At 32.1% G+C, this 19,410-nt stretch carries 17 protein-coding genes; 14 read left to right on the forward strand and 3 right to left on the reverse strand.

Annotation, left to right across the window (positions count from 1 at the left end; all coding sequences use genetic code 11):
* The first annotated feature begins 49 nt into the window (after window positions 1-49).
* From C8E03_RS13040 to C8E03_RS13055, 4 genes are all read left to right on the forward strand, one after another.
* Window positions 50-1,120, forward strand: coding sequence for an ABC transporter substrate-binding protein (locus tag C8E03_RS13040; protein WP_094376688.1), 1,071 nt, complete (start codon window positions 50-52; stop codon window positions 1,118-1,120).
* A 188-nt stretch (window positions 1,121-1,308) separates the two neighbouring features.
* A complete protein-coding gene (locus tag C8E03_RS13045; protein ID WP_094376689.1) occupies window positions 1,309-2,829 on the forward strand; it encodes a sugar ABC transporter ATP-binding protein in 1,521 nt (506 codons plus the stop codon).
* On the forward strand, window positions 2,822-3,874 hold the full coding sequence (locus tag C8E03_RS13050) for an ABC transporter permease (RefSeq protein ID WP_094376690.1): 1,053 nt from the start codon (window positions 2,822-2,824) through the stop codon (window positions 3,872-3,874). Before C8E03_RS13045 ends, C8E03_RS13050 begins: the two co-directional genes overlap by 8 nt.
* Window positions 3,874-4,893: an ABC transporter permease subunit gene (locus C8E03_RS13055; RefSeq protein WP_110291227.1), complete on the forward strand. Its 1,020-nt coding sequence runs from the start codon at window positions 3,874-3,876 to the stop codon at window positions 4,891-4,893. The genes C8E03_RS13050 and C8E03_RS13055 overlap by 1 nt, the downstream gene beginning before the upstream one ends.
* Window positions 4,894-5,032: 139 nt before the next feature.
* On the opposite strand, the gene C8E03_RS13060 is transcribed toward C8E03_RS13055, so the two are convergent.
* Both C8E03_RS13060 and C8E03_RS13065 read right to left on the reverse strand, forming a co-directional pair.
* Window positions 5,033-5,650, reverse strand: a complete 618-nt coding sequence (locus C8E03_RS13060; RefSeq protein ID WP_110291228.1) for a lactate utilization protein — start codon at window positions 5,648-5,650, stop codon at window positions 5,033-5,035.
* Between the two features lie 62 nt (window positions 5,651-5,712).
* The gene (locus tag C8E03_RS13065) at window positions 5,713-6,297 is read right to left on the reverse strand and encodes a TetR/AcrR family transcriptional regulator (protein WP_094376692.1); all 585 of its coding nucleotides are present in this window, start codon (window positions 6,295-6,297) and stop codon (window positions 5,713-5,715) included.
* Between the two features lie 140 nt (window positions 6,298-6,437).
* On the opposite strand from C8E03_RS13065, the gene C8E03_RS13070 reads away from it, so the two are divergent.
* Window positions 6,438-8,051 carry a hypothetical protein gene (locus C8E03_RS13070; protein WP_110291229.1) on the forward strand — a complete coding sequence of 538 codons (1,614 nt, stop codon included), beginning with the start codon at window positions 6,438-6,440 and terminating at the stop codon, window positions 8,049-8,051.
* 66 nt (window positions 8,052-8,117) lie between these two features.
* Here C8E03_RS13070 and C8E03_RS13075 read toward each other — a convergent pair whose 3' ends face one another.
* Window positions 8,118-9,257 carry a glycerate kinase family protein gene (locus tag C8E03_RS13075; protein WP_094376694.1) on the reverse strand — a complete coding sequence of 380 codons (1,140 nt, stop codon included), beginning with the start codon at window positions 9,255-9,257 and terminating at the stop codon, window positions 8,118-8,120.
* A 247-nt stretch (window positions 9,258-9,504) separates the two neighbouring features.
* Here C8E03_RS13075 and C8E03_RS13080 point away from each other — a divergent pair, with 247 nt between their 5' ends.
* From C8E03_RS13080 to C8E03_RS13120, 9 genes are all read left to right on the forward strand, one after another.
* A complete protein-coding gene (locus C8E03_RS13080) occupies window positions 9,505-10,590 on the forward strand; it encodes a CdaR family transcriptional regulator (RefSeq protein ID WP_170122991.1) in 1,086 nt (361 codons plus the stop codon).
* A 290-nt stretch (window positions 10,591-10,880) separates the two neighbouring features.
* A complete protein-coding gene (locus C8E03_RS13085) occupies window positions 10,881-11,615 on the forward strand; it encodes a hypothetical protein (protein ID WP_146212326.1) in 735 nt (244 codons plus the stop codon).
* 86 nt (window positions 11,616-11,701) lie between these two features.
* Complete coding sequence (locus C8E03_RS13090) at window positions 11,702-12,361, forward strand: glycosyltransferase family protein (protein ID WP_094376697.1); 660 nt, start codon at window positions 11,702-11,704, stop codon at window positions 12,359-12,361.
* Window positions 12,362-12,664: 303 nt separating this feature from the next.
* On the forward strand, window positions 12,665-13,030 hold the full coding sequence (locus C8E03_RS13095) for a type II toxin-antitoxin system RelE/ParE family toxin (protein ID WP_094376698.1): 366 nt from the start codon (window positions 12,665-12,667) through the stop codon (window positions 13,028-13,030).
* Window positions 13,017-13,304 carry a helix-turn-helix domain-containing protein gene (locus C8E03_RS13100; RefSeq protein ID WP_094376699.1) on the forward strand — a complete coding sequence of 96 codons (288 nt, stop codon included), beginning with the start codon at window positions 13,017-13,019 and terminating at the stop codon, window positions 13,302-13,304. The genes C8E03_RS13095 and C8E03_RS13100 overlap by 14 nt, the downstream gene beginning before the upstream one ends.
* Before the next feature lie 111 nt (window positions 13,305-13,415).
* Window positions 13,416-14,882, forward strand: a complete 1,467-nt coding sequence (locus tag C8E03_RS13105) for a hypothetical protein (RefSeq protein ID WP_094376700.1) — start codon at window positions 13,416-13,418, stop codon at window positions 14,880-14,882.
* Between the two features lie 107 nt (window positions 14,883-14,989).
* Entirely contained in the window at window positions 14,990-15,613 is a 624-nt protein-coding gene (locus C8E03_RS13110; protein ID WP_146212327.1) for an ABC-three component system middle component 1, read from the forward strand.
* Window positions 15,614-18,013 carry an AAA family ATPase gene (locus tag C8E03_RS13115; protein WP_110291233.1) on the forward strand — a complete coding sequence of 800 codons (2,400 nt, stop codon included), beginning with the start codon at window positions 15,614-15,616 and terminating at the stop codon, window positions 18,011-18,013. It begins immediately after the preceding gene.
* Between the two features lie 111 nt (window positions 18,014-18,124).
* On the forward strand, window positions 18,125-19,195 hold the full coding sequence (locus tag C8E03_RS13120) for a nuclease-related domain-containing protein (RefSeq protein WP_094376703.1): 1,071 nt from the start codon (window positions 18,125-18,127) through the stop codon (window positions 19,193-19,195).
* Window positions 19,196-19,410: the final 215 nt, after the last annotated feature.

The raw sequence follows: 19,410 nt of genomic DNA on the forward strand, positions 1-19,410 counted from the left end.
AAAATGTATTATGTAACTGAGAACAACACATTAGCGGGAGGAATTAGATATGAAGAGGAAGTTTTTATGTACGCTTTTAAGCGTGGCAATGACAGCAGTTATGTTATCAGGTTGTGGTGGAAAAACAACGACCACGGATGCAACTACAAAACAAGAAACAACACAAGAGACTAATACCGATACTGCAACCGATACAAAAAGTGAAGACACAAATGCTGCAGGTGATACGATTGTAGTTGGCTTTTCACAAGTAGGAGCAGAATCAGATTGGAGAACTGCTAATACAGAATCTATGAAAACTACCTTTACAGAGGAGAATGGTTATACTTTACTATTTGATGATGCACAACAAAAGCAAGAAAATCAAATTAAAGCAGTACGAAATTTTATACAGCAGGATGTAGATTACATAGTAATAGCACCTGTAACAGAGACAGGATGGGATACAGTATTAAAAGAGGCCAAGGATGCAGGAATTCCTGTAATTATAGTAGATCGTATGGTAGATGTTTCTGATGATTCTTTATATGAAGCATGGGTAGGCTCTAATTTCTTGCAAGAAGGCTATGATGCAGCAGATTGGTTAGCAGAGTATTTAGATAAGCAGCAAAGGAGCGCAGAAGACATTAACATTGTTACATTACAAGGTACGATAGGTGCATCTGCACAAATTGGACGTACCGATGGAGTAGAAGAAAAAATGAAAGAACATACGAACTGGACAATGCTTGAACGACAAACAGGTGAATTTACGCAGGCAAAGGGACAGGAAGTTATGGAATCTTTCTTAAAATCCTATGATGATATTGACGTTGTAATTGCTGAAAATGATAATATGGCATTTGGAGCAATTGATGCGATTAAAGCAGCCGGAAAAACCTGTGGTCCAAATGGGGATATTATTATTTTGTCCTTTGATGCAGTTGCCGCAGCATTTGATTCTATGATTGCAGGTGATATGAACGTATCAATTGAATGTAATCCATTACATGGACCACGTGTAGCAGAACTGATACAAAAGCTTGAAAAGGGCGAAACAGTTGATAAGATTGCATACGTAGAGGAGGGAATCTTCCCGGCTGATACAGCGGCAGAAATTAAACCAACACGTGCATATTAATCCATAAACAATCAATGGTTATCAAGAATAAGACAGCATAATGCAGGAGAGATGGAGTTAATCGTTTATACCTGTGATGAAGTATCGTATGGAGAACTGGAAACAGTTCTCCATACTAACATAAAAAACTAGTACTGTTTAGCTGCAAGGCTGAATCAATTCAAAACAGATAGAAAGGATGGAATTACATGGAACAAGGCGTTGTACTTACAATGAGACAGATTGGCAAAACTTTTCCGGGAGTAATTGCCTTGGAAAATGTAGACTTTACATTAAGAAAAGGTGAAATACATGCACTAATGGGAGAAAACGGCGCAGGAAAATCAACTTTAATCAAAGTGTTGACGGGAGTGGAAGAATTTGAAGATGGAGAAATTAAAATAGAGGGCTGTAATGAGGCAATCATTAACAAATCACCTCAGGAAGCCCAGAAAAACGGTATCAGTACCGTTTATCAGGAAGTAAATTTATGTCCGAATTTATCAGTTGCAGAAAATTTGTTCATTGGGAGAGAGCCAAGACATTTAGGTATTATAGATTGGAAGCAAATGAATCAAAAATCAAAAAAATTATTAGCCAGTCTAGATATTCATATAGATGTAACAAAAGCGTTAGAAAATTATTCCATTGCCATTCAGCAGATGATTGCCATAGCTAGGGCAGTAGATATGTCGGCAAAGGTTTTGATATTAGATGAACCAACATCTTCCTTGGATGACAGTGAAGTAGAAAAGCTTTTTAACTTAATGCGAAAGCTAAAAAAAGACGGTGTGGGAATTGTTTTTGTAACTCATTTTCTTGAACAGGTATATGCAGTATGTGATTACATAACGGTTCTAAGAAACGGTAAATTAGTCGGAGCCTATGAGGTAAGTCAATTGCCAAGAATTCAACTGGTAGCAAAAATGATGGGTAAGGATTTCGATGATTTGGCTGCTATTAAAAAGATGGGTGAGAAAGAATGTGGCGGGGATGAGGTCATCATTGAAGCAAAAAATCTGGGGCATTCTGGCACCATTAAACCATTTAATATTCAAATTCATAAGGGTGAGGTGATTGGTTTAACCGGACTTCTTGGATCAGGACGTTCCGAGCTTGCAAGATGCATTTATGGAGCAGATAAGCCAGACAATGGGGAATTGTTTGTTAAGGGAAAAAATCTCTTAGTCAAAGCGCCAATTGATGCGATGCAAAAAGGAATGGCATATCTTCCGGAAAATCGTAAAGAAGAAGGTATTATTTCAGACCTATCCGTTCGCGAAAATATCATAATAGCACTTCAGGCAAAGAAAGGCATGTTTAAGCCAATCAGCAAAAAGGAGCAAGAGGAATTTACTGATCAATACATAAAGCTTCTTCAAATCAAAACCGCTGACAGGGAAACACCAATTAAACAATTAAGCGGTGGGAATCAACAGAAAGTGATTCTTGGAAGATGGCTTTTGACTGATCCAGACTTTCTTATACTAGATGAACCAACAAGAGGAATTGATATTGGAACGAAAACAGAGATACAAAAGCTTGTATTAGAGCTTGCCAAAAAGGGAATGGCGGTCATGTTTATTTCCTCAGAGATAGAGGAAATGATAAGAACCTGTAGCAAAATGGCTATTTTACGAGATGGTTGTAAGGTGGGTGAGCTGAACGAGGATGAATTATCGCAAGACTCTATTATGAAAGCAATTGCAGGAGGAGTGAAAAATGACTAGATTTAAGAAAATAACTGGCTATGGACTTTTTTTACCCATACTTTGTTTCATATTGGTATTGCTGATTAATGTGATAAAGACACCTTCCTTTTTTGAAATCAGTATAAAAAACGGAGTATTATATGGTTATATTATTGACGTAATCAACCGTGCAAGTGAACTGGTTATATTAGCAGTTGGAATGACACTTGTGGTTGCATCCTCAGGTGGAACCGATATATCAGTGGGGGCAGTTATGTCAGTGGCCGCTGCTATTTGCTGTTTTATTTTATCGGGTGGACAGCAAACAACGAATTCATATCAAAATCCTTACCTTTTGGGGGCTTTGGTCGCAATTATAATCGGTATCATTTGCGGCTGCTGGAATGGATTTTTGGTCGCAAAAATGAAAATTCAGCCAATGGTTGCAACTTTAATTTTGTTTACTGCGGGAAGAGGAATCGCACAGCTTATTACAAAGGGGCAGATTACATATATCAGAGTAGACAGCTACAAATTGTTGGGAGGAAATATTCAAGGGATACCTTTGCCTACAACAATTTTTGTAGTAATCATCGTTGTTGTTCTTGCAAATCTCATTCTAAAAAAGACAGCCTTAGGACTATATATTCAATCGGTTGGTATCAATGCAAGAGCTTCAAGAGTGGTAGGACTTAAATCAGCACAAATTATTTTCCTGACGTATGCTTTTTGTGGTTTATGTGCGGGTATCGCAGGCCTTATGGCATCTTCACGTATTTATTCAGCAGACGCAAATAATATTGGATTGAATATGGAGCTGGATGCTATTTTAGCTGTTGCCTTAGGAGGAAACAGTTTATCCGGTGGTAAATTCTCAATTTTGGGCAGCGTAATTGGAGCTTACACCATACAAGCTTTAACGACTACCTTATATGCGATGAGTGTATCAGCAGATCAACTTCCTGTATATAAAGCAATTGTTGTAGTAATTATCGTTTCTCTGCAATCAAAGGAATTTAATAAAATAGTTATAAATATCAAGGATAAATTAGTTAGTTATAAGGAAAGAAAGAAGGTGGCATAATGGGAAAAAGAAAATTCAAGCTAGATGGAAATACTTATCTTCTTCTCATTACAATCCTGTTATTTGTTGTGATGTATGCGGTAGGTATGATTGTATTTCAAAATAAAGGTTTTGGAAGGCTTCAAGTATTTTTGAATTTGTTTATTTCCAATGCAGGACTTATTGTAATAGCGGCAGGTATGACAATTGTAATGATTACCGGGGGAATTGATATTTCAGTAGGCTCTGTGGTAGCCTTGATTTGCATGCTTCTTGCATGGATGATGGAGAATAAGGGAATTGGAGCAGTCCCGGCCGTGATAATCGTATTAATTGTAGGCCTGGTGTTTGGTGTAATGCAGGGGTTTTTAGTAGCCTATTTAAAGATACAGCCCTTTATTGTTACATTAGCAGGCATGTTCTTCGCAAGAGGAATGACAGCCATTATCAGTCAGGAAATGATAAGCATAAAGAACGATGTGTTTTTAAGCTGGGCAAATGCAAATATATATCTTCCGTTTGGCGGCATAGTGAATAAAAAGGGTGTTATGTTGTACCCATATGTCTATCCCAGCGTTATAATTGCAATTGTCATATTAATAGCAGTATATATTATGCTAAAATACACGAAATTTGGACGCTCCATTTATGCAGTAGGTGGTAATGAGCAGTCAGCGCTATTGATGGGACTTAATGTTAGAAGAATTAAACTAAAGGCATATATATTAAACGGCTTTTTGTGTGCTATCGGAGGTTTTTTGTTTTCTCTTAATACCAGTGCAGGCTTTGTGGAGCAAGCAAAGGGTTTTGAAATGGAGGCGATCGCATCGGCTGTTATTGGAGGCACGTTACTGACAGGGGGAGTCGGAAATGTAATAGGAAGCCTGTTTGGAGTATTGATCAAAGGTACAATAGAAACCTTTATTACCTTTCAAGGAACGTTATCTTCTTGGTGGACAAAAATTACGATAGCTGCATTACTTGCTTTCTTTATTATATTACAAAGCTTATTTGCAAAAGCAAAGGAAAAAAGTAAATAGGGATATTTTAATCATGCTATGTTAAGGAAATAGCATAGCATGAAAACTGTTATAGGTGTAATTTACCGCTCATAACCATAAGAATTTAAAATAAGTTAAGTTTATTATGTATGCTAAACTTGTTCAAAAGGAATAGTATTTAATATCCTAATTTTTCATTTACTAGGATAACTTTTATCCTGCCTTTTATAAATTGCCCTGTGATTAAAACAAAGTCGTTACAGATACGCTGTTTATGGCTGCAGTCGATACAACGGTTGAGAGATGTGCAGGGAGTAGATTTTCCTAATCGTTTTGCATCCATTGGGGCGGCTATTTGTCTTGTCCTTTTTATTGCAGATTCCGCATCAGCAGTCAACTTATTGACACCAACCACGACAATCACTTGCTTGGGACCATAAAGCATAGGGGCTACACGACTGCCATTTCCATCGATATTAAAAATTTTACCATCCATTGTAATCGCATTAGATCCAGTGATAAATGTATCGACAGAAAAATTTTCAAGATATAGCTTGTTTTTTTCTTCTCTGGATAGCGTAGGATTAAATTTATCTAAGAAAGTATAATTTCCTCTTCGTAAGAACTCGAAAACACCTGTTTCTTCTAATGTAACGGAATCTCCGCAGCCGACAGTAGAGTCTGCCGCGATAAGGCTGGATAGCAAAGCAAACAATTCGGTGCGACTGTCTACAAAGTATCCTGCCATGTTGTTTTTATTTAAATTAGATATTACCTTTACAATTTTCTGATTCATAACGCCTCCTATAGTTTTTGATTATATTATAATATATCAGATAGAAAAATGTAATGTTCACACTATTCTTGTGACATTGGGGTATGATAAATTTTAAGACAAATTTTTGTCATGTCATCAATTGTTTTTAAAGAATCGGATTGTATCCATTTTGTAAAAACATTATATAGTGCACCAGCATTGAAGTATATTCTGTATTTATTTTCATCGGACGGATTGGGGACAGGTGCAAGCATAATATCATTTAAGCAGTCTAAAATAATATAATTAAAATTTGCTTCGAGCAACGTTTTATAGATGTCACGTTGCTCATAAATAATTTCAAATAGTACTTTGATAAATTTTTCGGGATCTTTTGCTTTACCCGTTCTTTCATTGGTATATGGTAAAAGCTTATGGTTAATCTGGAAAATAAGCGCATGGACGAGATCAATTAGGATTTCCTGCTTCGAGGAATAATTGCTATAGTAGGCAGTTCGTGATACCCCAGCCCGCTTAACGATGTCCGTAATGGTAATCTTTTCAATGGGCTGTTCTTTTAATAATAGCACGAGTGCAGTACAGATGGCTTCTCTGGTTAAACGATTGGTTTCTTTATTGGAATAGTGTTTGGCAGCGTCTGTAATGAATAATGGATCATCGGACATGACATTTTCCTCCCATTTGTACGTGATGGCGATTCTTGCGTTGTTTTTTATCTTACTTTTCAATATACTATACATTATGAGAGATTACAATTGTAATGTCAAAGAAAACATGATGAAAAATAGTAAGGAGTGAGTGAGACATGTTTAAAAAGTTAAATCGAGGCGTATTAGGCATTGCTTTTTTAATACTAGCATTTTGCGGTTGTGTATGGATTGGGAAAGAAACGGAAATATCGATCGTATCTTTTATCATCTTATCGACGGTATTAGTCAGCACATTTTTGATTATTGTTATCTATGCAAATCCGATTACTAAATCGGTTCAATTAGCAGAAGATATCGAGGATACGATTGATGATAATAAATTGGATTCAGAAGAGACTATGTTGAAAGATATTGAAACCATGAATTCATTTGGAAGCCGTACAACGGGATCAGATGGTCACAAGCAGTTTGTTTTGTGGTTGGAGCAACAATTGGCCGATATGGGGTTTGAAGTACACCGTGACACATACACATTTGACCGTTGGGAAGAAAAGAGAAGTGCTGTATTTATTGATAATGAAGAGGTTCCTGTGTCGGCAGCCTATCCTTACTCTGGTGAAACAGATGAATTGGGAGTAACAGGTGAACTGGTTTATACAAAGAGTGGCAATTATGTGGATGTAAAAGGTAAAATCATCGTAGTTGAAATTGATAACACCAAGATGCTTCCTATGGGATTCATCATGAATGAACGTCAAGTATTTCCACAACAAAATCATGTTGTATTAGGAGATGGTGATTTGGTATTAACTTCAACATTACAAAACCCAAATTTGAAGAAAGCAAAAGAAATGGGTGCAAAAGCGGTCATCTTAGTTTGGAAAGGTGTGTCGGATGAGAAAGTGAAAGACCAATATTTGCCATTTACTACGAAATATGCGGGTATTCCTGCTGTTTGGGTTAATCAGACGGAAGGACAAAAAGTGATTGAAGCAGCTCAAAATCATAAACAAAGTACCGTTATTTTAGAAGCAGAAAAAGAAGAAAATGCGGTAACAGAATCGTTTTATGTGACGATGGAAGGGAAAAATAAGCAAGAATCGATTCTGATTAATACGCATACCGATGGTGTGAATGTAGTGGAAGAAGATGGTGCCATAGGAATGTTATCCATGATTCGCTACTTAAGTCAAACACAACCAGAACGAACCATGGTATTTGCTTTCGTTACAGGACATTTTCGGTTACCTGATTTTAAAGGAACTTCACAGGCTACATCAATGTGGATGCAGGATCATCCTGAACTTTGGGATGGCAAGGAGGGGCATATGAAAGCAGTAGCGGGAATCACAGTCGAACATTTAGGCAGTATGGAATGGAAAGACAATGCGTCAGGACAATATGAAGCAACGGGAGACATTCAAACCGAATATACTTATACAGGAAATGCAACGATGGAAGCAATTTGGAGGAAAGCGATTGAAGAGAGAGAGACAGTCCGTACTGTAACATTGCGAGGACATAATCGGTTTGAATTTGGGGAAAGTCAACCGTTGCTTGAAGCTGGAATTCCGTTAATTGGGTTAGTTGCATCACCGGATTATCTGATGGCAGACAGCGAAAATCGTGAGATGGACAAATTTAATATTACCTTAATGCGAGAACAAATCGAGTCCTTGTTGAAAGCAACCATTATGGTTGATGATACACCAACGAATCAACTAGGTAAGGCAGAGGGCTATTCTTATTTAATAGGGCGAACGAATTGATTGTTTCCATTTCAGGTTCGCTTGTAATATGTAGTCTCATGCCTTATTTATTTTATATCTGATTACTTATAAATTATTATTTAATAGTCTGAAAACCTGCTCTGCTGTATCGGACAGGTTTTCTTTTGCGTGTTCAGGCTTCATTGCTTCTTCTAACGTAACAATGGAACGAATGATTGGGAAAAAAGCGTCCACTCCGTGTTTATTACACTCGTTCGCCTCTTTCGTCACACTGCCTGCAAATGCGATTACGGTTTTATTATATTTTTTTGCTAATCGGGCTACGCCGATAGGAGCTTTTCCCATTGCAGTTTGTCCATCCAATCTTCCCTCGCCGGTTACAACAAGATCAGCTTCTTTTATATACTCTTCTAAGTTGGTTTTATCAAGTATCAGTTTTACACCGGATTCCAGTATGGCATTTGTAAATGTTAGAAATGCAAATCCCATACCTCCTGCGGCGCCAGTTCCTAACTGATTGGGATTGGCATTGGGAAAGGTTTCTCTTGCTAAAGAAGTATACCGTACCAGCCATTGATCCATTTCAGTAATCATGGAAGGAGTTGCTCCCTTTTGTGGTCCAAAGACAGCACTACATCCAAGTTCTCCACAGATTGTATTTGTCACATCGCATGCGATGAAAAACACGCATTCACTTAATTCCTTCAATTTATTTCGTTCAGATATTAGTTCTAATTCAGCCAAACCTTTTGCGCCATAGGGAATTTGCTGTCCTTTTGCATTCAAAAACTCAAAACCGAGTGCTTGAAGCATTCCAACACCGCCATCATTGGTGGCACTTCCTCCAATTCCAACAAGAAACGTTCTACATCCTTTTAAGATTGCATCTTTAATCAGTTCACCCACTCCATAGGTTGTGGTATGTAAGGGATTCCTTTTTTGTTCTGGTACAAGAGTAATTCCTGCGGCCGATGACATTTCTATTATGGCGGTTTTGGAATTTTCTATGATACCATAGCTAGATGTGATTCTCTCTCCAAGTGGACCAGTCACCTCAACGTTGTGAAGGATACCATTCATACCGTCCACCAGTGCCTCTACGGTTCCTTCTCCCCCATCTGCCAGCGGACGAACCTGTACGTTGTGTGCAGGATTTGCTTTCATAATTCCCTCTTGAATGGCATAGCCTGCCTCCATAGAAGTAAGACTTCCTTTTAGTGAATCAATTGCTATCACAATATTCAATTTAGTACCTCCTTAGTTTAAAAATCATTTTCGTTTACACGTCGATTGGTTTTTATTTTATATGTTTATTATACTAAAAATAATTTTTATTTATATGTTAGGAATAACATATATTCGTTGCATGTAATGTTTGTATATGTTATACATAACATATACAATATTGCTTTATTGAAATTGTTGATTTATTGATTCAATAAGTCAATTTAGAGTGAGCGATACCCCATCAAATGGAATGAAAGGAATTTTAATGATAACAAAAATAAATGAAAGTTTGGCACAACAGATCGTAGATACGGTCAAAGATGTTTGCGGTCAAGATATTAACTTTATTGATGAAGAGGGAACTATATTCGCCAGTACAAATACGAATCGCATTGGGGATTTTCATGAGATTGGATTTCAAGTGGCTCAAACTCACGAAACGATTGAAGTAAAGAAAGAGAGTCGTTTTTATGGAACGCAACAAGGAGTAAACGTACCTATTTTTCATAATGGTTCTTTTCTTGCAGTGATTGGGATCAGTGGAGAACCAGAACTCGTACGTAAATTTGCTTATTTGGCAATTCGTATTACGAAATTATTTATACGTGAACAAGAATTGGAAGCCTCTAATCGCACGCAGCAAGAGCAAATGAATTATATTATACACGCTCTTACTAAAGGAGAAATAACAAATCGTGAATATCTGTACGAATGCCTGCAAGAAAGGAAACTAGACAAAAAGCAAAAAATACGCGTTGTAATTTTTAAATTAAAAGCAGATTACAACATAGCCAATCGATCCTCATTCGAACAAAAATTATTTCAAATGTTTGACACTCTGAAATTACCGCTGTATACCTATCATTATCCGAATGATTATGTGGCTATGATAAATGAAAAAGAACTTTTCTTTTCTTTGCAAATCTTAAAAAGCTTTGCTCAAGATAACAACCAGATTCTAGAGGTTGGTATTGGCAGCTCCCACGAACTGCTACAGCTAAAGCACTCATTTGAGTCGGCCAAAATTGCGTTAAAAAGTTTAGAACGAACGGGTCAAAACATTGCCTCGTTTGATCAACTGGACATAGACATTGTCCTTGGAAGTCTAGATTCAAAAATCATGGAACATTATTTAGAAAAGACGGTTGCTTCTCTTTGTGAGGAAGACAAAGAGTTACTTACAATTTATTATGCAGAAGATATGTCCCTTCAAAAAACAGCAGAAAGACTTTATCTGCATAAAAACACATTACAATATAAGCTGGATCGAATTGCTCGTTTATCTGGTTATAATCCAAGAACGTTTAAAGAGGCTGTTGTATTATATATCGGAATTATCATGAGCAAATAAATGCAAGTACTTTTCACACCTTTATTTTTGTACCGGTACACATTGTACTATTCTTTGTTTTTCGCAAATTTTTTATCTGGCAGTAAATAAGTGAAGTTGAAAAATGAAAAAAGTATAAATCAGTAAAAGAATGTTTATATGAATTTTGAATTTATGACACTTTTATTGACACATAAGGGCAAAGTTATTATAATTTATGCTAACAAGTATCAGTAGTTATATATGGCTAAAACAAATTTAACGAATTTAAATTAGAAAGTATACTAATGGATTGTACGAGAGAGAGGCATATGATGAATGATAATAAGAATAACATTTTTTCTAATGAGTCAGCAGGAGTATGGATAAATTCAGAAACACAAAATAAAGTAGAAGAAAAAGAAAGAAAATATAAACAATGGATTGTTAACTATAGAAATAAGATCCCGATGATTATAAAACAAGTTGATGAGTGGTTGAAAAGACAGGAGGATTTTGAAAATATTGTAGAAATGTTTATGGATGAATCTTTTAAAAAAAATTATAGTAATGTAAATGAGATGTTAGCATTTTATAGAGCAATTAATATTTATATGCAGGAGATAGGTAATGGAGTAAAAGATACAATTTTTCATAAATATGATTCCTTTTATAAAAACATAGAGTATTTAACAGAGTTGAAATTACAAATGTGGAGAGCTGAATTTAATATTATTCCACACGCTCAAGATTATTTGTATAATTATATTGAAGAAACCAATACATCAATACAAACACTTGTATGTATGCTGTGTTCTGTTTCTATGAATTCTTATGAAGTAACAATTAATTTAGCTAATTTGTTTTTGAAACATGAAAAAAAAGTGTATGCTTTTGAAATGTTTAAGTATGCAAATGAAATAAAACCTGGAGAGGAAATTGTATTATGCTGTATGGCTCGATTATGTCTTGATATTCAACTAAAAGAGGTTGCAAGAGATTATTTGAAACAGATTTTACATCCAACAAAGATATCAGAGACGCTTAGGTCATTGTGCGAAGCGTAAAGCTTAATAAGATGTCTGATTATAAAAGTGTAAAGATTTAAACATGGAATATATAGTTACAGAAGAAATAATAGAAAGGGAAATCAATGAATAAGAATAAAATATGCTTTATTTTATGTGTAAATAATCAAAGATATTTACAAGAATGTTTATTATATCTCAATCAGTTATCAGTACCAGAAAATTTTGAGGTAGAAATCCTTTCTATTGAAGAAGCTATTTCTATGACAAGTGGATATAATGAAGGGATGCATGCCTCTGATGCAAAATATAAAGTATATTTACATCAGGATGTTTTTATTGTAAATAAAAAATTTATTTTTGATATAATGACAATTTTTGAAGATGCATCAATTGGTATGGTTGGAGTAATTGGTAGCATTTCTATGCCAGATTCTATGATCATGTGGAATGATAAGCGAGTTGGAAGAATGTATTTTAGTAGTTTTGATCAATCAGGAGAGAGTGTAATGGGAAATTGTCAAATATGTCATAATGTTGAGGCGATCGATGGGGTTATGATGATAACACAATATGATCTTGAATGGAGAGAGGATATTTTTGATAAATGGGATTTTTATGATGTATCACAAAGTTATGAATTTCGAAAAAAAGGCTATAAGGTGGTGGTTCCAGCATTGAATGAGCCTTGGTGTATTCATGATGATGGGGTGCCGAATTTCGAAAATTTTTATGATGAAAGAAAAAAATTTATACAAGAATATATATGGGGAGATGACATATAATTATTGATTTTAAGGTATTTTATTGTAAATCAAGGAAGAATCAATACATGATAAAAGTAATGTTCGTCTGCCACGGCATAATGTGAGAGATGAATGGAATTTACTTGTATTTATAAGGAATGTTTGGTGTAGGATAAAAGTTTACGACAAAATTACGACAGTGTTTTGAAACAGATAAAAAGTAAATTAAGTTTGGATTGAGACGTCAGGCTATGATAAAATATAAGAATCAACTAAAAATTACAATTCATTGACAATATGGCATATATGCCATATAATAAAACTGAACAGACAAGGGAAAAAATGAAAAAATTTACGATTGAATTTTATGAACGAGAGAATGGTGAAATACCAGTTGAAGAATTTTTACTTGGTCTAGATAACAAGATGCGTGCAAAACTTCTTGGAATAATGGATATACTACAGGAAAAAGGAAATCAGTTAAGGGAACCATATAGTAAACATCTTGAAGATGGAATTTTTGAAATTAGAGGAAAAGTGGGTACAGATATTTCAAGAGCATTATATTTTTTCTATTATGATGGGAAAATAATTGTTACCAATGGGTTTATTAAAAAGACACAGAAAACGCCGAAAGCTGAAATAGAAAAAGCAAAAAAGTATAGAAATGATTATTTGGAAAGGTGTGAGAACAATGAGAAAATTTGATGATTTTCTAGCAGAACAACTTCAGGATGAAGAGTTTAAAAAAGAATATGACAATCTGCAGCCAGAGTTTGATGTGATTCGAGCAATTGTAGATGCAAGAGTATCACAAAATCTTACACAAAAAGAATTAGCAGAACGTACAGGAATTAATCAAGCAGATATCAGTAAATTAGAGAACGGCACAAGAAATCCATCCATTAACCTTTTGAAAAGATTAGCAGATGGTATGGATATGGCACTCAAAATTGAGTTTATTCCAAAACAGAAAATATAAATAGAGATGCCTCATCAGTTTATTATGTAAATTGATGAGGTTTTTGTGTGTAAAAAAGTGATTATTTATATATTTTGTGACAGATTAGATTAAATGGGAGATGGAGGATTTATGGGACAATTAGACGAGGCATTATATAATGAACGAAGGAATGCAATACCAAGTTGGCAAGGATATCATTATCAAGGAATGACAGCATTGTTATATTTTCTTAAAGAGCTTGTTAATAAGTTTGAAGAAGATGAGAATGGTGTATTAGCAGGAAATTTAAAGATAAAGATTGAGTGGTTAGAAGACTTTATTATTTTTGACAATAATGAAATAAAAAAAATTTATCAAATAAAGAAAACAATAACAAAGAAAAATAGGGCAGAAGTTTTAGAAAATTTTATTATTCAATATAAGATTATGAATAATGAATCTATTAAATGGATTTTGGGTTATGATAGTACAGAGGTAACAGATCTATCAATTGATGAAGAAGAATTTAATAAAATATGTAAAGATTGTATAGAAAATAAATGGATTAAACAAATTACTTTATTATTAGAAAACAAGGATATAAATTATTGGAAAATTAATTTGAATTTGCAAAATAAGGAGTCTTATTGTAAAGATATTAGATCTTTTATAAGAAAAACTTTAGATTTAGAAGGAAAAGCATATATAAAAATTAGCGATATTGAGGGAATCTGTGAAGAAAATTTAAAACCTTTAATAAATATTTTGAATAATTGTGCTACAGATTTTAGTGATTTTAAAAAACGTCTGTCTTTTAAAGAAATTAATATTAATACTATTGATGATGAATGTATAAATCAAATAAACAAGATGACATCATATATAAAAAATAAAAATAATGCATTATCTACACATGATATTTTAGATAAATTATATACAGATATGTATAAGAAAATGATGAAACTTGAGAAAAAAGAAGATCAAGATGATTTTAAATATGAACTTTATGATGTTCAAAGAGTTTTTTTAGATAAAGATAATTCTTCATTTAGGTGGGAGGCTGCATTATATAGGGAAAAGGAAAAACTTTTAAGGTTTTTAGATGAAGAAGCATGTCCTAAATGTTCAAAAAATGTAGAAAATTGTCCTAATTGTTTACTAGATACTATAAAAGAGTGGGATATGAAAAAAATTATTGATAATATAAATTTAGAATATGATTTTTTCTCTTCTGAAAACGAAGCAGAATCTATAAATAATAAAATATCAGATGTTAAACATGATTTTTTTGTAGAAGTAATTGAGAAATTTAGAACTAGTATGAATTTGGAAAATAACGGCGTAATTGGATTGAATCATTATTATGCATTATCATCTTTGATAGGAGGCGGAAGTAAACGTAATGAAAATATTTTGACAGGCATATTAAATAATTATTGGAAACATTCGGATGTCTATAGAGATTATGAAAGTATTATTACACAAAATTATAATTATAAATTATCGGAAGAAAATTTAAGCTTTTTAGAAAATACTCAAGAAGAACAGGGAAAATTTCCATTATTTAATGTAGTACGTAAAACAGAATTTATAGATTATGAAGAGGTAGAAAAATGATAGATATAATTAATCAAGTATTTCAAAATAATAATTTTATATATTTAGAAGAAGTGACGTTTATGAAAGAATTTTAACAAAATACTGCTAATAAAAATAAAAAAACATTGTTACGTAATATATTTGTGAATAATTATGATGAAATGTATTTTGTTATAGAAACTGAATTGGATAAAAATACACTTGATGAAGTCATAAGTATATGTGCAGAAGTAGAGAAAGATAGTCAGGTTAAGAAGAGTTATAAATCTAATTGGGGTGTAATTTTGATTACTGCAATAGAGGGTGAGTTGACATGGCAACAAAGAAAAAGAGTTATGTCGATAGAAGAGAATAAATTTTTTTGTAGAAAATATGTTCTTTGGTATAACGATGAAGAAAAGAAAAAATTAGAAGAAATCTGTGGTAAAGACTATGGTAGTTCAAACATGAGTACTATATTAGAAAACTATGATTTATTTAAAGAATTTAAGATTAACAATAATGTTGGATATGATTTATTAAGTAGAATATTTATTAAACTTCCATATTTAAATTTAAATAGTTTAGAGACAACAGATAAAACAATACTTGATTTTATTAAAATAAAACTGAATAATATTCATCCAGAGCTATATAGATTGCTTGTAGAAGACAACAACAGTGAAATTGAAGATTATGTTTTATTATCAGATAATGAAAATGAAAGTATTAATAAAAAGATAGAAGAATTGTTAGAGGGGAAAAAATAGATGGAGAAAAAATGTTATATAAGTAAGCTTTACATATGTAATTTCAAACCGTTTGTATATGAGACAAAAACAGATAAACCGTATTTTACTATTGACTTTAGGAATGATAAAAAAACTAGTTCTATGATTTTATCTGGACCAAATGGGTATGGAAAAACATCTATTTTTCAATCAATATTTTTTGCTTTAACAGGAACTCTTGAAACGGGAGAATATGTATACGGAAATAGAAAACTGCAAGAACATATGATAATTAATGACTTGACGAAGTGTTGCTTTGTTGCAATAGAGTTTTGGGATGAAATTGAGAGAACTATTACATTAGTACGTTATTCTGATAAAGGTAATCCAGGTGTTTTAAAAAAAATAGAAGAAGCAAAAGACTTTAAAACATTTATTATAGATGGAGAATTTGATTTTGATGATTTATTAGAGAATAATTATGAGGAAAAGACTCGTAAAGATATAGCGGATATATTCGGTGAAAAAAATATTTTAGAATGGATTGGAAGAAATTATATTCAACAAGAACATGAGGGAGATTTGATTTTAAAGGCGGATAAGAAAAGAGTCGATTTTTTAAGCAAATTTATTGATAACGAAACGATTGAATGTTACAAAGAAATGGATCAGAGAGCTATAAATACAAAAAAAGATATTGATATTTTAGAAGCAGAAATAGACGATATCAAGAAAAGAATGAAAGAAGAAGTAAAAGATATTAGTGGTGAAGAGCCGAAGTGTGAAAAAGTTTTTAAAAAAATTGAGTTTATATGGGATAAGAATTTATATGTAGACACAGAACCATTTAAAGAATATATAGAACATGCAAAACATATAAAAGAAATTTTAGATAAAGCTAAAGAATATAGAGAATTAAGAAATAGAGATTTAGTTAGAAATATACGTAATAATGAGGCATTTTACAAGTATTATATCTTGAATTCGTATAGTCCTAATAGTCTTAATAAGTATATGGGGCTTTGTGAAAAAAAGAAGTATTTACAAAACTTGTTATTGGAAGGAGATATTTTATGGAAAGATGAAGTACAAGAACAATACTTATCAAAAGAAAGTATTGATTCACTTCATCTTATTAGAGAAAATCGTAACTCTTATTTAAATAGCTTAAATGATAAACAGTTTCTATATGAGCAAGTGGAAAATTTTAGAAAACAAATAAAAGGACATGAAGATGAAGTTAGCAACATTTTTGAAAATCAGTGCCCATTATGTGGAAAAAATTATAATGGAAATATAATTTCCTTATCGCAATCAATACAGCAAGCAGAAAAAATATTTGAAGAGTCAAGTAAAATAATAGATGATTCTTTAGAAAAGAATAAGCAAGTATGGCAAACTGATTATTTGAAATTTAAAAAAAATATAGAGAGAGAATTGAACGATGAAGAGACAGACGAAAAAATATATATTGATATTAATTCTAAAGAAAAATTCTCAAATCAGATAGAAATATTAAAAACGGAATTAGTAGAATTGAATGAATTAATGACAGTTTCAGAACTTGAAATTTTTATAGATAATATAAAATTTAATGAGTATTATAAAAATGTACATGAATACCCAGATGTTTTGAAAAGTTTCAAGAAAGTTGTAGATAGTATCTTTGAAATGATTGAAAAAAAATTGGTAAATGAAGATACTGAAAAGCAGGATATAAATATGTTGGTTTACGAGGAGAATAAAAATAAAATAACTCATATATTAAAAGAAGAATTAATGAATGATAAATTAAAAGAAAAAATAATTTATTTAGAGTGGAAGCAAAAACAAAAGTTAGCGCATGAATATTCTGTAAACAAAAAAATATTTGATGAAAAAATAGTAAAATATAAAGAATTATGCATAAAAAGTAAGAAATTAGAAAAAGTTTTGAAAACTAAAAATGATGCGAGAAAAGAATATTTAAATGATTTGATGAAATATTTAGAAATCCCTCTTTATATTTATAGTGGAAAATTAATACAAACACATCAGAGTGGACTTGGCGTATATTGTTTTACAGGCCAAAATGATGAGTTACTTACAGAATTTAAAATGTCTACAGATAAAAAAGATATTAACAAAAGACTTGATGTAAGTCACAAATTTAGTATGGGACAAAAGAATATAACTAATATTGCATTGATGCTTGCACTTAAGAAGATTGTAAAAACAAATTTGGATGTATTTATGATTGATGATCCTTGCCAATCATTGGATGAATTAAATATGGCGTCGTTTGTTGAAATTATAAAGAATGAATTTAATAAAACACAGCTTATTTTATCTACGCATGAAGATAAAATTGCAAGTTATATAAAATATAAGAATGGTAAAGCTGGAAAAGATATGATTATGTATAATGTACAAGAGGAACTATATACTTTCACAGAGTGATATTCAGTTTGTGTCATTTTATAACATTTTTGTTTGTATAATAAATTATAAAAATTTATTATAGCTATTTAAAAAGAGTAAAGAAAATACAGATAAGTAAAGGAATGCAAAATGAATAACATTGAAAAAGGAATTGTAGGAGAACAAGAAGTTATAAATATTATAAAGAAGGCTATTAAATTGAATCAAATTCAAGCAAGAATTTATAATAATGTAATTCTAGAGTTTCCATCAATGTATGGTGATAACGGATATCTAACAACTGAACTTGATCATATAATTGTTACAGACTATTTTGTCTATATTATTGAAACAAAAAATGAACATTATATGAAATGTTCTTATAAAGACGAACAATGGAAACTGATGAGTAATGAGGAGGTTTCTAATCCATTAATTCAGAATAGATTACATAAAAATATTTTTTGCTCTGAATTAGGAGTGGATAGAAAAAAAGTTATGACAATTGAATGTTTACTTAAATGCGATGATATGCAATTAACTACTCAATATCCTAATGATTATGTATGTACAAGAAAAAATTTATTGAATGTATTATGCTTATTATTAAGAACAAAATATAATGAAAAAGTTGATTCCAATCTAAATATAAAGATAAAAAAGTATGAAGATAATTCAAAAAATAAAGCAGACAAACATAAGGAAATGCTTAAAACAACTGAAAAAATTGAAAAGTGGACAAAAACTCATGAAGGACATTATAATTTTACAAGGACAGATATTTCGATTTGTCCTAAATGTGGAGCACGATTAGTTTTTAGACCATATAAAGGAAAGGATTATAGTCGAGGGAATGTTAGAAAAACACAGCAGTATTTAATTGGATGTCTTAATTTTGCGAAAGAAAGCTGTGATTTTCATAAATGTTATAGTAAGAAAAGAGGTACAGGATTTGATGAAATAATTGTTACAAGTTTAGAACACCGTTTAGGATGGATTGGTTTGGAGGAGAAAGTGGAGACAATATTAGATCAATATGAAAGACAAAAAATAATTATAGCAAAACTAAGGGAGAATACAGAATCTCAAAATACAATAATTGAAAAGCAAAAACTAGAAATTTCTAATTTAAATAAAAAGAATAATGAAGCCTGTGAAATTATAAAGAAAATACAAAATCAGTTTACTCATTTTCTAGGACCATTTTATCTGAAAAAGTAATTTTAATAAAAGTTATAAATAACAGATTGTTATCTGAAATTGTAATTTTTAGGTTACATTTAAAATCTGTGTCCAGTTTTCGGGGTAAAGTTTAAAATGTTCACTAACAAAGTTCACTAACATCCCAAAAGTCAGTTACAAAAGTTCACTCATTTAGCAATTGTGAGTGACAAAAAGTAACTGATTTTTTTATGTTTAAAATTTCTAACAGAAAA

Source organism: Lachnotalea glycerini (assembly GCF_003201285.1).
Taxonomy (GTDB): domain Bacteria; phylum Bacillota; class Clostridia; order Lachnospirales; family Lachnospiraceae; genus Lachnotalea; species Lachnotalea glycerini.

Excerpts from the sequence above, each read along its gene's own strand:
- C8E03_RS13085 (WP_146212326.1), top strand. The coding sequence starts at position 10,881 with ATGATGAATGATAATAAGAATAACATTTTTTCTAATGAGTCAGCAGGA.
- C8E03_RS13040 (WP_094376688.1), top strand. The coding sequence starts at position 50 with ATGAAGAGGAAGTTTTTATGTACGCTTTTAAGCGTGGCAATGACAGCA.
- C8E03_RS13115 (WP_110291233.1), top strand. The coding sequence starts at position 15,614 with ATGGAGAAAAAATGTTATATAAGTAAGCTTTACATATGTAATTTCAAA.
- C8E03_RS13105 (WP_094376700.1), top strand. The coding sequence starts at position 13,416 with ATGGGACAATTAGACGAGGCATTATATAATGAACGAAGGAATGCAATA.
- C8E03_RS13055 (WP_110291227.1), top strand. The coding sequence starts at position 3,874 with ATGGGAAAAAGAAAATTCAAGCTAGATGGAAATACTTATCTTCTTCTC.
- C8E03_RS13045 (WP_094376689.1), top strand. The coding sequence starts at position 1,309 with ATGGAACAAGGCGTTGTACTTACAATGAGACAGATTGGCAAAACTTTT.
- C8E03_RS13090 (WP_094376697.1), top strand. The coding sequence starts at position 11,702 with ATGAATAAGAATAAAATATGCTTTATTTTATGTGTAAATAATCAAAGA.
- C8E03_RS13060 (WP_110291228.1), bottom strand. The coding sequence starts at position 5,650 with ATGAATCAGAAAATTGTAAAGGTAATATCTAATTTAAATAAAAACAAC.
- C8E03_RS13070 (WP_110291229.1), top strand. The coding sequence starts at position 6,438 with ATGTTTAAAAAGTTAAATCGAGGCGTATTAGGCATTGCTTTTTTAATA.
- C8E03_RS13095 (WP_094376698.1), top strand. The coding sequence starts at position 12,665 with ATGAAAAAATTTACGATTGAATTTTATGAACGAGAGAATGGTGAAATA.
- C8E03_RS13050 (WP_094376690.1), top strand. The coding sequence starts at position 2,822 with ATGACTAGATTTAAGAAAATAACTGGCTATGGACTTTTTTTACCCATA.
- C8E03_RS13065 (WP_094376692.1), bottom strand. The coding sequence starts at position 6,297 with ATGTCCGATGATCCATTATTCATTACAGACGCTGCCAAACACTATTCC.
- C8E03_RS13120 (WP_094376703.1), top strand. The coding sequence starts at position 18,125 with ATGAATAACATTGAAAAAGGAATTGTAGGAGAACAAGAAGTTATAAAT.
- C8E03_RS13100 (WP_094376699.1), top strand. The coding sequence starts at position 13,017 with ATGAGAAAATTTGATGATTTTCTAGCAGAACAACTTCAGGATGAAGAG.
- C8E03_RS13080 (WP_170122991.1), top strand. The coding sequence starts at position 9,505 with ATGATAACAAAAATAAATGAAAGTTTGGCACAACAGATCGTAGATACG.